The sequence below is a fragment of the Coleofasciculus sp. H7-1 genome, from assembly GCF_057473865.1.
Genome location: NZ_JBYCCT010000034.1, coordinates 170,940 through 183,495, shown reverse-complemented (window position 1 = coordinate 183,495; position 12,556 = coordinate 170,940). Strand labels below are relative to the sequence as shown.

Annotated in this window: 10 protein-coding genes and 1 pseudogene; 4 read left to right on the top strand and 7 right to left on the bottom strand. The window is 44.8% G+C overall.

All coding sequences use genetic code 11. The features are described from left to right. The first annotated feature begins 175 nt into the window (after window positions 1-175). Complete coding sequence (locus AC2VDX_RS09175; RefSeq protein WP_378182541.1) at window positions 176-472, top strand: acylphosphatase; 297 nt, start codon at window positions 176-178, stop codon at window positions 470-472. 8 nt (window positions 473-480) lie between these two features. Here AC2VDX_RS09175 and ggt read toward each other — a convergent pair whose 3' ends face one another. The 3 genes from ggt to AC2VDX_RS09160 form a co-directional block, all read right to left on the bottom strand. After that, complete coding sequence (gene ggt, locus AC2VDX_RS09170) at window positions 481-2,037, bottom strand: gamma-glutamyltransferase (protein WP_378182538.1); 1,557 nt, start codon at window positions 2,035-2,037, stop codon at window positions 481-483. 95 nt (window positions 2,038-2,132) lie between these two features. Next, complete coding sequence (locus AC2VDX_RS09165) at window positions 2,133-3,455, bottom strand: DNA-processing protein DprA (RefSeq protein WP_378182535.1); 1,323 nt, start codon at window positions 3,453-3,455, stop codon at window positions 2,133-2,135. Window positions 3,456-3,458: 3 nt separating this feature from the next. Next, window positions 3,459-5,558, bottom strand: a complete 2,100-nt coding sequence (locus AC2VDX_RS09160) for a RecQ family ATP-dependent DNA helicase (RefSeq protein ID WP_378182533.1) — start codon at window positions 5,556-5,558, stop codon at window positions 3,459-3,461. Between the two features lie 247 nt (window positions 5,559-5,805). Between AC2VDX_RS09160 and AC2VDX_RS09155 the strand changes: the two genes are divergently transcribed. Next, on the top strand, window positions 5,806-6,852 hold the full coding sequence (locus tag AC2VDX_RS09155) for a 3-deoxy-7-phosphoheptulonate synthase (RefSeq protein WP_378182530.1): 1,047 nt from the start codon (window positions 5,806-5,808) through the stop codon (window positions 6,850-6,852). Window positions 6,853-7,051: 199 nt separating this feature from the next. Here AC2VDX_RS09155 and AC2VDX_RS09150 read toward each other — a convergent pair whose 3' ends face one another. Beyond that, on the bottom strand, window positions 7,052-7,309 hold the full coding sequence (locus AC2VDX_RS09150; RefSeq protein ID WP_378182527.1) for a DUF7219 family protein: 258 nt from the start codon (window positions 7,307-7,309) through the stop codon (window positions 7,052-7,054). A gap of 370 nt (window positions 7,310-7,679) precedes the next feature. On the opposite strand from AC2VDX_RS09150, the gene AC2VDX_RS09145 reads away from it, so the two are divergent. Then, complete coding sequence (locus AC2VDX_RS09145; protein ID WP_378182524.1) at window positions 7,680-7,910, top strand: hypothetical protein; 231 nt, start codon at window positions 7,680-7,682, stop codon at window positions 7,908-7,910. Beyond that, a pseudogene (locus AC2VDX_RS09140) lies at window positions 7,907-8,431 on the top strand (PIN domain-containing protein). Before AC2VDX_RS09145 ends, AC2VDX_RS09140 begins: the two are co-directional and overlap by 4 nt. Here the strand turns inward: AC2VDX_RS09140 and AC2VDX_RS09135 are convergent. The 3 genes from AC2VDX_RS09135 to AC2VDX_RS09125 form a co-directional block, all read right to left on the bottom strand. After that, window positions 8,428-9,594, bottom strand: a complete 1,167-nt coding sequence (locus AC2VDX_RS09135; RefSeq protein WP_378182521.1) for a pyridoxal phosphate-dependent aminotransferase — start codon at window positions 9,592-9,594, stop codon at window positions 8,428-8,430. The pseudogene AC2VDX_RS09140 and the gene AC2VDX_RS09135 overlap by 4 nt on opposite strands. A gap of 261 nt (window positions 9,595-9,855) precedes the next feature. Then, a complete protein-coding gene (locus AC2VDX_RS09130; protein WP_378182518.1) occupies window positions 9,856-10,938 on the bottom strand; it encodes a class I fructose-bisphosphate aldolase in 1,083 nt (360 codons plus the stop codon). 201 nt (window positions 10,939-11,139) lie between these two features. Next, a complete protein-coding gene (locus AC2VDX_RS09125; protein WP_378182515.1) occupies window positions 11,140-12,261 on the bottom strand; it encodes an aldo/keto reductase in 1,122 nt (373 codons plus the stop codon). Window positions 12,262-12,556 lie beyond the last annotated feature (295 nt).

Sequence of the window (12,556 nt, the reverse complement as noted above, 5' to 3'; positions counted from 1 at the left end):
AGTAAGTTTAAACTCTGCGTACCTCTGCGTAAACCTTTGCACCCTTGGCGTTGAAAAACATATTGTTAGTCAAAAAATTAAATAGCATTAGCTCAATAGCTGACGCCATTCCTGTTTAAAATGAACCCAGGCAATAGTTTTGAGCTAAAAAGCTGTCGTAGACAGGGAAAAATTGATGCAGAATTCATCACCCCCGCCAGGGCAAATCCGCGTCCACGTAATCGTGTCAGGAACCGTTCAGGGAGTTGGTTTTCGGTTTTCAACGTTGGATGAAGCGATCCAGCTAGGCGTCAGCGGCTGGGTGCGGAATCTCTCTGATGGGCGTGTAGAAGCTGTTTTTGAAGGAAGCAAGGCAGATGTTGAAGAGATAATTCAATGGTGTCACAAAGGGCCAGCCGCTGCTGTGGTGAAAGATGTGGCGGTTGAGTACGAAACGCCACAAGGATTGCGCGGGTGTGAAATGTGGCGATAGAGACAATTTTAGCAGGTGGCGATGACTCCACTTCTACGGCGATCGCCTGCGCCTGTTATCAATCCTTGCGAATTTTCCATGACGCTATGAACGCCACCGAAAAACATATTCTTCTGTTTCCAAAAAACTAATTCATTACTACCCGGAAGCATCAGCTTTTTAAGTTCCTCTTCGCTAAAGCCTGGTTCAAGATTAAAAATATCATTTTCCCAGTGAACGCGAGGATTATTCACCGCTGTATCAACGTCCATTTGAAAATCAATAATATTGGAAATTACCTGTAAAATTGCGGTTCTAATCCGATTCGATCCACCAGAACCCAAAACAATCTCTGGTTGATTATTCTTAAGCACGATAGTCGGAGTCATCATTGAAGAAATCCGAGTATTTTCTTCCCAGTTATGAAATCCATGCGGATTTAAATCGGCTTCTCCTAGCATATTATTAACCATGATGCCAGTTCCCGGAATCACATAAGAAGACCCCTCTCCGTTGGAAGTGGTAACACTCGCCGCATTACCTTCGCTATCGACCACACTGATATGAGTAGTGCTGCCCCATTTATTGACAACTTCAGTTAATTGATCTTCATAGATAGCTAAATGTTCAGATGATAAAAAAGTATCGGCAATATCTTCTGTATGAGTATAAGCGTTATATCTATCCTTTCTCGCTTCATTTGTTAGACGCATCACATGAGCTAATATTTCTAAATGGCGAGAACTGCCAAACTCCATATCAGCCAAATTAACTTTTGAAAGCAGTTCTAAAGCAAAAGCAATCAGAATGCCGCCAGAACTGGGTGGAGGATTCGTTAAGAAGGTGTTCCCCCGGTAATTGATAACAAGAGGCTTTCTCTCAATTACTCGATAATTTTTAAGGTCTTCTAAGGTTAAGTAACCTCCATAATCTTGACAATCTTTGACTAAACGTTGAGCAATTTCACCCTCATAAAATTCTCTAATTCCACTTTCAACTAAATAAGTTAAGGTATCAGCAAAATTACTCATCAAGACTGTTCCTCCAGGCTGCACAAGTTTGCCATCTGGGGCAAAAACTTGCTGCATCTCTTTAGAGGCAAGCATAATGGGGCTGAGGATTGTCAAACAGTAATAGGTAAAATCATTTAGTTCGACACCAGTCTTTGCATAGCGAATGGCAGGTTCAGCAACTACCTTAAAAGGTAATCTACCCAATTTTTGATGAACGTGGAAAACGCCGCTGAGGTTTCCTGGCACCGCCATTGAGCCAAGACCAATATGGAACTCTTGGACTGCATCGCCAAAATTAATTCCAACTGGATAAAAATTAAGATGTTCCTGACTTTTTTTCTGCCGTGGCGTTTGAGAAAAGAAGTCAAACAAAATATTTTGGTTATCCTGAGTATGGGCTAAAAGAAAACCACCACCAGCGGCAGATGTCAGGGCAGTTTCAGTAACGCAAGAGGCTAGGATTGCCGCCGCTGCCGCATCAAATGCGTTCCCCCCTAATCGGAGCATCTCAATTCCAGCTTCGGCAGTTTTTTGATGTCCAGCAGCAATCACCCCGTGAGTTTTTTTAGTCATCTGATATAAAAGTTATTTGTATAAAGTTAGTAGAAAATACAGAATAGATTCAGCTATCAATACATAGATTATTAATCATAGCCTAATCAGTTGGTTTAAGGCAATAAAGACAACTGAAAGCCTTCTTGATTCACAAGATACCCGGTTTTTGTTTTGAGTACCTTCCCCTCTGCAACAGCTCTTTTTAACCAATCTTGTATCTGCCCTGGTCTTACATCCAGACATTCTGCCAGAGACTTTGCACTCTTTGGTTGCTCTAAGCTTTTCAAGATGAATGGTATAACAGCTTCATAAATGTCTTGAGGGCAATATTGATTTACTTCACCCAGAGCAGTTGTAGCTGGTTCAGAGGGTAGATCGTTGATAGCGATCGCTTCTACATCATTCTGCAATGCCCTTATAGATTTGGTTTCATCAATCGGGGATACTGTTATATTAGTTGTAGTTAATTCTATTTCAGTCTTATTAGCTTTAATTGCCGAATCCAAAAGCGTTCTCAATGAATCATTCCAGGGTTGTTTAGGAAACGACTTTGCCCCCTTATTAATTAACTGCTGATTACCTTCAGGAATAGTTCCTTCTAGCCGGACAAAAACTGGAAGATCCTTTTGCTTTTCCAACGCTTCGACAGCACCCGCCCAAGTGCCACCCTTAGCAAACGAGGAGCTAACAACTAGGGCATAATCAGCTAAGGCATAAATATACTTATTTCGCCCCATTGCATTACCCACATTGAAGCCAACGTCAGGATCGTAGGCAGAAACTAGCGTGAGTCTACCTTCCCGGATAGCTGAGCGATACATGCTGGCAACAGCAGCTTTAGTCAAGCTATCAGCCAGCATCCCCAAAGCTGTCCCGGCTGCTTCTAAAGCGCCTAGCATTGCCACTTGATCCACCCCTCGCGCTCCACCAGAAACAATCTGAATGCCTTGTTGGGCACAAGTCTGGGCAACTCTATGGGTATAGTTGATTCCCTCTTCATCCACATCACGAGAACCGACTACCGCTAGCCCTCCAATCGAGAGTAATTCTATATTGCCAATACCATAGAGAATTGCGGGTGCTAAATGCCTCAGATGCTTTTTCAGACGCTTGGGATATTCAGCGTCACTACGCCCTAATATCCAGAGTCCTTGACTAATCCAACTTTCCACAGCTAACCCTAACATGACACCTCTTTCTAGCAGAGCGATAAGACGGTTAGGGTTTAACTTTATCCCTGTAATTTCTGGCAATTGGTCTTTACCAATTGGTGTTAGCAAATCAGCTGGACGCAACTTGTTTTCCTTGAGCCAACTAGCTAAGTTATTGTACTCGCTCAGCGTCAAAGGTTGCGGCTCTGTTTGTCGATTTTGACCAAAGCTGGCACACAACAACAAAATCGCTTGAGTATCTGGCATCAGCACATGAGTTGACATCAGTTAAGCTTCTGCGCTAAGTGAATTAAGAGCTAGTGCGAGTGGGAAAACCTTACCACTGCCAGCACGACGCAAGAGCATCGCTACTACAGTGAAAGTCCAACCGGAATCAACTATATCATCAATCAAGAAAACAGCTTTGCCCATTCTTGTCCAGCTATCAACTGCAAATACCCCGTCTAAATTGTGAGCTTGTTGATAACTGTTGTTCATTTCTTTTTGGAGTCTATTCTGGCGAAGTTTCCTCACAATTGGCACAAAAGGCACATCTAGTTTATCTGCCAGTCGTTGGGCAAAATCCGGCACTAAGTTTGGACGATTGAGGGAAGGAATACAAGTTACCCAAGTGGGAAAAGGTTCGGGTTGGAATCTCTGAATCATCTCTACAGCACCTTGCACCAAGGCATCATCTAATTTATTATCCCGATATTTGCCTTGCTTGACCATTTCTCCCCAACCAGCATCACCCCACAAAGACAAAGTCCTTCCTTGTTCTGCTCGAAGATTATCTGCAATTCTTCCTTTCAAAGCATAAGATGACAAAGCGTTTGATGGTATTTGCTTGCGGGGTTCAATAATTTGGTCGCTACGACGGAGAAATAAAATCGCTTGATTGACGATTTCTTGCGAGTAAGTTTCTGGCAACAGAGGTTTATCCAAACATACAGCACATTTGCCGCAAGCAACTGGATTTGGATCGTCTAACTCTCTAGCCAGAAAAGCCATTAAACATTCCTGACTCTGCATATAGTCCAGCATTCGCGCTTGTTCATTGCGGCGAATTTGTGTCAAGCGGGCAATTTTTTCAGTGTCAGGTTGATAGGTAATTGCGGTAGCATACCACTTGCTTCCCTGCTTAGTGATTGGTGAGGGAAACTCTAGCGCCAGGATTTTTAATATTTTGTCAATTTGTCCTTTAGAAAGATTTAGTTGTTGCTCTAACATTGGCACAGACAGACCATCTTCTGCCTGATTCAATGCACTCAAAACTTGCTGGACGTGAGCCTGGGGAGGAAATGCTGCTTGAATGAAATAATTAGTAATATCTTCGTCTTCACTACCGCTGAGGAGGATGCCATAAGCTTGATCTACTGCTCTGCCAGCACGTCCGACTTGTTGATAATAATGAACTACAGAACCAGGGCGCTGATAATGAATCACAAATCCTAAATCGGGTTTATCGAAACCCATTCCCAGTGCTGTAGTTGCGACTAATGCTTTAATTTCGTTTTTGAGCAGTTGGTCTTCTAATTTTAAACGTTCTTCATTATCCAGAGCGCTGTGATAGGCTTTAGCAGGAATTTCCATCGACTGTAACCAAGTGGCAACTCGTTCTGCATCTTTAACAGTAAGAGTATAAATAATACCGCTTCCAGGTAAGGTGGGAAGATGTTGGGCTAACCATGTTATTCTCGCAGCTGGTTGTGGCAGATAAAGGTTTTGCAGATGTAAGCTTTCTCTGGTTAAAAGTCCTCTAAAAACCCTGATGTTTTGTCCCAGATGGGTGACGATATCATTGACGACACGATTATTAGCCGTGGCGGTTGTAGCTAAGACGGGAATGTTTTGGGGAAGTGCTTGTAAAACTCGCACAATGCGTCGATAATCAGGGCGAAAGTCATGTCCCCAATCTGAAATACAGTGTGCTTCATCGACTACAAATAACCCAATTCGTTGAGATATTGGTAACAAAACTGTTTCCCGAAATTGTTCATTTGCCAATCTTTCGGGGGAAATTAGCAGAATATCGACATTTCCTGCTAGCAACTGAGTTTTTACAAGTTCCCATTCGTCTGTGTTGCTGGAGTTGATGGTAGCGGCTCTAATTCCTATTCGTTCAGCAGCGGCAATTTGGTTCCGCATGAGGGCAAGCAGGGGTGAAATAAGAAGAGTGGCACCTGCACCGCGATCGCGCAGTAAACGAGTCGCTAAAAAATAGACGAGACTTTTGCCCCAGCCAGTGCGTTGAACTACAAGTAAACGCGATCGCTGTTGGATTAGGGCTGCAATAGCTTCCCATTGACCATCCCGAAAGTCTGCTGCTGGATTATTGAGCGATCGCCTCAGCACTGAAAGCGCTTGCTTTTTGAGTTCAGGCGTCATTTGACTATCCTAATCTTGGCTTTATTACCCTAATTTAGGGCATCCAGAGCGATCGCTCTCAGCTTGGGTGCGGGTACGTCCAGGTAGCGATCGCTTCAGCAGGGTGTGCTGTGGGGAATGCTTGCAACTAGGGTTCCGTGTTTTTATTAATTTTTTTATCTAAATTAGATAAATTTTTTCAGCCTTTCTATAACATTACATTTGGACTTCAATCCTTAGCGCCTACAAAAATCAGGAATTTTACCCGATGGAAACCCAATTATTCAACACTCATATTGAAGAGTCACATATTCTCTTAACTCCAAATGAACTTAAATCAAAATTACCTTTAACAGATGAGGCAGAAAAAACCGTCTTAAACTTTAGGAATGAAATAGAGAATATCCTAGATGGGAAAGATAGTAGAAAATTTATTGTTGTTGGCCCTTGTTCTATCCATGATATAAAATCGGCTGAAGAATATGCCTATAGGCTAAAAAATCTTTTTGACCGAGTCAATGATAAGCTGCTGCTGATCATGAGAGTGTATTTTGAAAAACCCAGAACTACTGTGGGATGGAAAGGATTAATTAACGATCCGGATATGGATGATTCTTTCCACATAGAAAAGGGTTTATTAACCGCACGGAGTTTGCTAATCAAAATCACTGAATTGGGATTACCCGCTGCTACAGAAGCTCTCGATCCTATAGTCCCGCAATATATTGGCGAATTAATTGCATGGTCGGCGATTGGGGCACGCACAACCGAATCGCAAACTCACCGCGAAATGGCAAGCGGACTTTCAATGCCTGTGGGTTTTAAAAATGGTACTGATGGTAGCGTTCAAGTAGCTTTAAATGCTCTGGAATCAGCTAGAAAACCTCACCATTTTCTAGGGATTAATCCGATGGGACAGGTGAGCATTTTTAAAACGAAAGGAAATGCTTACGGTCATATTATTCTACGGGGCGGTGCCAAACAGCCTAACTTCGATGCGGCGAATGTAAAAATTGCGGAGGAAAAATTAAAAGCAGCTAATTTACCTCCAAAAATTGTCATCGACTGTAGTCACGGAAATTCAAATAAAGACTACAAAAAACAGTCGGCAGTTTTTGAAAATGTTATTCAACAAATATTGGAGGGGAATTCATCGATCGTTGGCATGATGCTAGAATCGAATTTGTACGAAGGAAATCAACCCATTCCCAGCCAATTAGAGGAATTAAGATATGGGGTTTCGGTGACGGATAAATGTATTAGTTGGGAGGAAACAGAAAAGATTATTTTAGCTGCCTACGAAAAACTAAAATAAAAAAAACAGTTTTTTGAGAGTGCGAACTGACTTTTTGGAGCGCTTCGCGATCGCAGGCGCTTTTAGTATAGCAATCCTATTTGAGTTGTGCGCGAGTATTCGCCTAAGTGTAGAGACGCGATTAATCGCGTCTCTACAGGGGTTCGCAAATCAAATAGGATTGCTATATCGGTGAAAGTACTCTCACCGATACTAATAACTAAGTGTTTCTTTCTCCTGCTGGGAAGGGATGTTCGCCCACACCCAGTTGTTTTTTTGAATCTTCCAACTGTTTCCAAAGCATTTCAACGTCTTGGAAGGCTTTCTCTAGAGGAATTTTTCCATTACTTGCCAGACAGCTGATATAAGTCACTCGTTGAGCAAATTCCTGTAGATTTGCATTAAAAACCAAATTTTCTGGTTTTACATCACCGTGGTAGCGGCTGTGAGAATATAAAAAATTAGAAGTAGCTAACATTTTATTTATCTCCGTTTGTGAGATTCTGTATTCTTATTATTACTATGCACTACGGCTTATGTCGGAATAAGTGATAACTGTCTGCAAAAAAAGTGACATTTATCAGCCTAATGAGTGATGAAACTAATAAATAAGAGTAATAAGGCGCACTCGGCTGAGTGACGACAATCTAAATAGAATGCGATCGCTATCTTCCGTTTATGTGATGCAAATCACAAGAAGCAGCGTCCCCGTATTTTGCCCGTACCCAATGCTAGACAAAGCGATCGCTTTTAGAGATTAAATTGCCGAACAGCGTTAACATCCGGACGCGATCGCTATCTTCCGCCTACACTAAAGTTGTCAGGAAATATTTGAGGAAAGATCAACCATGTCTTTGCAAGAATTAAAAAATCAAGCATATCAATTATCGGTGAGCGATCGCTTGGAATTGGTGAGTGCGCTCGTCGAGTCGCTTCGACACGAACTCCGACCCCCCCGCGATCGCAAAGGCGCAATAGAGCGGATGCGGGGACTAGCGAAAACCGATGCGCCACCCCCGACTGATGCCGAAGTTGAGGCAATGTTAGAAGAACGTCTAGTGGAGAAATATCTAAAATGATGGTCTTGGTGGACACCAACATTGTTCTAGATTTTCTGCTAGAGCGAGACCCTTTTATCAGGGATGCCGACGCTTTATTCCAGGCTATCTACTCAGGGCAGATTCAGGGGTATGTGACAGCAACCACTGTAACTGATATCTTCTACATTGTTAGAAAGCAGACACAGAACCTTGAACGGGCGAGACTTGCTGTAATTGAGACACTATAGCAGTCCTATTTGATTAGTGAAGAATAACGAACCGCAGAGGACGCAGAGAGCGCAGAGAAAGAAAAGAGAAATTAAAACTCACTTAGGATTGCTATAGAAGTTATGGAAGTGTGCCTTGTTGACCGTCTGAGACTGGAGAGAGCGATCGCATCTAATTTGAGAGATTTTGAAGATGCACTCCAATTAGCTTGTGCGCTCGCCGAGCGTCTTGATGCCATTGTTACCCGCGATTCTCAGGGTTTCGCGGGTGCCACTTTGCCGATTTTGTCAGTCATTGAGTTACGAGATCGTTTGTCGCCAACCTTAGACTAAACTAGCGATCGCACAAATTTATCTAATCTATCCATTCCTTTCTCAATCGAGGTCATATCCGTCGCATAAGATAAGCGGATGTGGTCATCGGCACCAAAAGCAATCCCCGGAATGACAGCAACTTGCTGAGATTCTAGCAAGGCATTACAGAATTCTAGAGAAGTTAAACCCGTCTTGCCGATATTGATAAACAAGTAGAAAGCACCGTCAGGCTTGGCGCAACTGAGTCCAGAAATGGCGTTGAGGCGCTTTAGCATAACCTGTCGCCGTTCGGCAAAGGCGAGGCGCATTTGTTCCACACACTCTTGAGAACTTTCCAAGGCAGCGATCGCGCCAAATTGTGCAAACGTACACACATTCGAGGTGCTGTGCCCTTGGATAATACTCATTGCTCTAATCAATTCTACGGGTGCCGCTAGATAGCCGATTCTCCAACCCGTCATTGAGTAAGCTTTAGCAAACCCGTTGCTAATGAGGGTGCGCTCAAAGATTTCTCGCCCCAGCGAACCAATACTAATCTGTTGCACTCCTTCATAGATAATCTTTTCGTAAATCTCATCAGAGACAACCAGAATATCTTTCTCCACCACCACCTCTGCCAGCGCTGCCAACTCTGCTGGCGTATAGACGACGCCGGTAGGATTAGAAGGGGAATTGAGGACAAATAGCTTAGTCCGATCCGTACAAGATGAGCGCAGTTGCTCCGGCGTAATTTTATAGCCACTGGAGGCATCCGTCTGGACAATCACCGGAGTCCCACCCGCCAGAATCACCATATCCGGATAACTCAGCCAGTAGGGAGCGGGGATAATCACCTCATCCCCCGCCTCAATCAGCGCCATCAGCAGGTTATAGAGAGAATGCTTGCCACCGTTGGTAACGATGACATTTTCAGCCGTGTAGCCGAGTCCATTATCAGTTTGCAGCTTGTGAGCGATCGCTTGCCTTAACTTCGGTTCCCCAGCAGCTGGCCCATACTTGGTCTTGCCCTCGTCTAGAGCTTTTTGGGCAGCGGCTTTGATATGCGTCGGGGTGTCGAAATCTGGTTCCCCAGTGCTGAAACTACAAACATCAATTCCATCCACCTTCATTGCCTTGGCTTTGGCGGCGATCGCCAATGTTAAAGAAGGCTGTACTTGCTCCACTCGTGCTGCCAGCTTCATCCTTACCCCACTCTTGAGACTAACTTAGAGAGCTGTTGCCAAAGTAACTTAGCTCATCGCGATCGCACTTGGTAACTCTCTAGTCTTTCAGAGTATCCTGCAATCAGGCTCTACTGTTGCCATTTTTTTTACTTTTTCAACTGATTCCTGGTTCTTACCTGCATCCTGACGATTCACCACCAAGGCACGGGTGGCACTAAGGAAACACAAAGTTTTCCATTTTAGTGTCGTTGTACCTTAACAGACTCCGGGCTTATTCGCTCAAGCAATGGTTACATCTGGTGACAGATAAACATCTTGGATAGCGTTAAATAGCTTCACTCCTTCCTCAAACGGACGCTGGAAGGTTTTGCGACCGGAAATTAATCCAGTACCCCCAGCCCGTTTGTTAATTACGGCGGTGCGGATGGCTTCGGCAAAGTCGTTTTTACCCGACGCACCTCCAGAATTAATCAATCCAGCGCGACCAGAGTAGCAATTCAGCACCTGGTAGCGGGTGAGGTCAATCGGATGGTCGGTCGTCAGGTCGGTGTAAACCCGGTCGTTGGTTTTGCCGTAACTTTGACCCGTGACTTTGGCAACCGCCACATATCCGTTGTTACATTCAGGGAGCTTTTGTTTAATGATGTCTGCTTGAATGGTCACGCCCAAGTGATTAGCCTGACCCGTGAGATCCGCTGCTACGTGATAGTCTTTGTCTTGCTTAAAAGCGTTGTTCCGGAGATAGCACCAAAGGATGGTTGCCATCCCATATTCATGGGCGCGTTCAAAAGCTTGGCTGACTTCCTGAATTTGGCGGGTGGATTCCTCCGAACCAAAGTAAATCGTTGCCCCGACCGCAGTTGCCCCCAAATTCCAAGCTTGCTCAATGGAGGCAAACATTATCTGGTCGAATTGATTGGGGTAGGTGAGTAATTCATTGTGGTTAATTTTGACAATGAAGGGGATTTTGTGGGCATACTTGCGAGAAACCATGCCCAAAACGCCCAGAGTGGTGGCAACGGCATTGCAACCGGCAGCGATCGCTAGTTTGACGATATTCTCAGGATCGAAATACATCGGGTTGGGTGCAAAAGAAGCCCCGGCTGAGTGTTCGATCCCTTGGTCTACTGGCAGGATGGAAAGATAGCCAGTATTGGCTAAACGCCCACTCGAATACAGTTGCTGGAGACTCCGCAGCACTTGCGGGTTGCGATCGCTGGCGGCAAAAATTCGGTCTACAAAATCAGGTCCCGGCAGATGCAGTAAATCTTTGGAAACCTTCGCTTTGTGAGTCAGGAGGTCTTCTGCTTCTTTACCAAGATTCGACTCCAGAAAACTGGGCATAGATAGCGTAGCAGTCATAGCAGTTTTCCTCAAAACTTTAGTTTTGGTGGGCAGTGCTGATGCAGGCAAGAGGGGTAGTAAATAGAGAGTTTTGCTCTTCGTAGCGCGTTTTTAATTTTGATTTTAAAATGCTTTATTCAAAACTCATCACTCCAAATTTTCCAATTACCACCTGTCTTTAATCAATCAGAGAACCCTCCTAAAAGCTAGCGTAACGCTTCAAGTTTCGAGTTGCTCTTTAGGTGGAAATCCGTGCTGTTCTCTACCCGGTGGCCCGTCGTACTTCTTTGAGGTTTTGTAAAGTTCAAAGCGCCCATCAGCAGCATAGGTCGCATAACGCGATCGCACTGCTTGCATTTCCTGTGCCGTCATCGGCGTGAAACCCCTGGCAATATTCAAGTTCTGGCGCAGCACTTGTAGCGAGTCAATCCCACTCACCGTCGTCGCCACGGGAAGGCTCATAGCATAGCGTAGCGCTTCTTGAACGGTGACAACGCCTGCTTTAATCGGTTCGCCCCCACCGCCGAGACTTTTCATGCCAATAGCGGCAATCCCGCGCTTGTTGAGTTCTGGGAGAACTTGCTTCTCAAAGCTGCGAAAGCTGGCGTCAAAACAATTCAGCGGCAGTTGCACAGTATCAAAGGGATAATCATAGGAAAGCATTTTCAGGTGAATTGCCGGATCTTTGTGACCTGTGAAGCCGACAAACCGAACTTTACCCTGCCGCTTGGCTTCATCTAAAGCCTCGATGACACCCCCTTTAGCGAAATGCCTTTCCGGGTCGTTGTCGTAGACGACTTCATGAACTTGCCACAGGTCGATATAATCCGTTTTGAGACGCCGCAAAGATTGCTCTAGTTGCTGCATGGCGACTTGGCGATCGCGTCCGTGGGTACAAACTTTTGTCATCACAAAAGCTTTATCCCGCCTACCTTGCAGCGCCTTACCCAGCCGTTGTTCGCTGACGCCTTCGTTATATTCCCAGGCGTTGTCCATAAAGGTGACACCAGCATCCAGCGCTTCCTGAACAATCCGGATCGCTTCTTGTTCGTCCTTCGGAACCCCTAGATGAAAGCCGCCAAGTGTCAGCGCCGAAACTTCTACGCCAGTACGTCCGAGTTTTCGGCGCGGGATTTCGCCTGGTTTTATCGGTGTCGCCTGAGAGGTTGGCGATAGATTCGTCTCAGCATTGACTTGTTGGTGTGGGTGTAGCAAGATCCGATCGGCGATCGCTACTCCGACTCCCAAAACGCCGAGTCGTTGCAGAAACTGCCTGCGCTTCCAGTTCAGAATCTCTTGGCGACGATTCTCCGCTGCGTTATCATCATGTGCATCTGGCATGGGCTTACCCGGCTGATTTCTCTCATTTCTTCTCAGAATTAATATTTTTGTTAGTTTATTTTCACCTGTCTCTAGATAGGTTATTTACTTTATTAAGGCTTAACCTTTTTTCCAGGGCTATTTCATTCTCCTGAAACCCGCCAGGGACTTAAGTCCACGGGCTAAAAGCCCAAGTCGTCTAAAGACGACTCAAATACTAATGTACAGTCGTCTTTAGACGACTTTAGCTATGAGACAGGGGTTTCAACCCCTGGCTGGCAGATTATAGCTTTTAGAGAATGAAACAGCCCTGCCT

Excerpts from the sequence above, each read along its gene's own strand:
- ggt (WP_378182538.1), bottom strand. The coding sequence starts at position 2,037 with ATGACTAAAAAAACTCACGGGGTGATTGCTGCTGGACATCAAAAAACT.
- AC2VDX_RS09175 (WP_378182541.1), top strand. The coding sequence starts at position 176 with ATGCAGAATTCATCACCCCCGCCAGGGCAAATCCGCGTCCACGTAATC.
- AC2VDX_RS09155 (WP_378182530.1), top strand. The coding sequence starts at position 5,806 with ATGGAAACCCAATTATTCAACACTCATATTGAAGAGTCACATATTCTC.
- AC2VDX_RS09135 (WP_378182521.1), bottom strand. The coding sequence starts at position 9,594 with ATGAAGCTGGCAGCACGAGTGGAGCAAGTACAGCCTTCTTTAACATTG.
- AC2VDX_RS09125 (WP_378182515.1), bottom strand. The coding sequence starts at position 12,261 with ATGCCAGATGCACATGATGATAACGCAGCGGAGAATCGTCGCCAAGAG.
- AC2VDX_RS09160 (WP_378182533.1), bottom strand. The coding sequence starts at position 5,558 with ATGACGCCTGAACTCAAAAAGCAAGCGCTTTCAGTGCTGAGGCGATCG.
- AC2VDX_RS09165 (WP_378182535.1), bottom strand. The coding sequence starts at position 3,455 with ATGTCAACTCATGTGCTGATGCCAGATACTCAAGCGATTTTGTTGTTG.
- AC2VDX_RS09150 (WP_378182527.1), bottom strand. The coding sequence starts at position 7,309 with ATGTTAGCTACTTCTAATTTTTTATATTCTCACAGCCGCTACCACGGT.
- AC2VDX_RS09145 (WP_378182524.1), top strand. The coding sequence starts at position 7,680 with ATGTCTTTGCAAGAATTAAAAAATCAAGCATATCAATTATCGGTGAGC.
- AC2VDX_RS09130 (WP_378182518.1), bottom strand. The coding sequence starts at position 10,938 with ATGACTGCTACGCTATCTATGCCCAGTTTTCTGGAGTCGAATCTTGGT.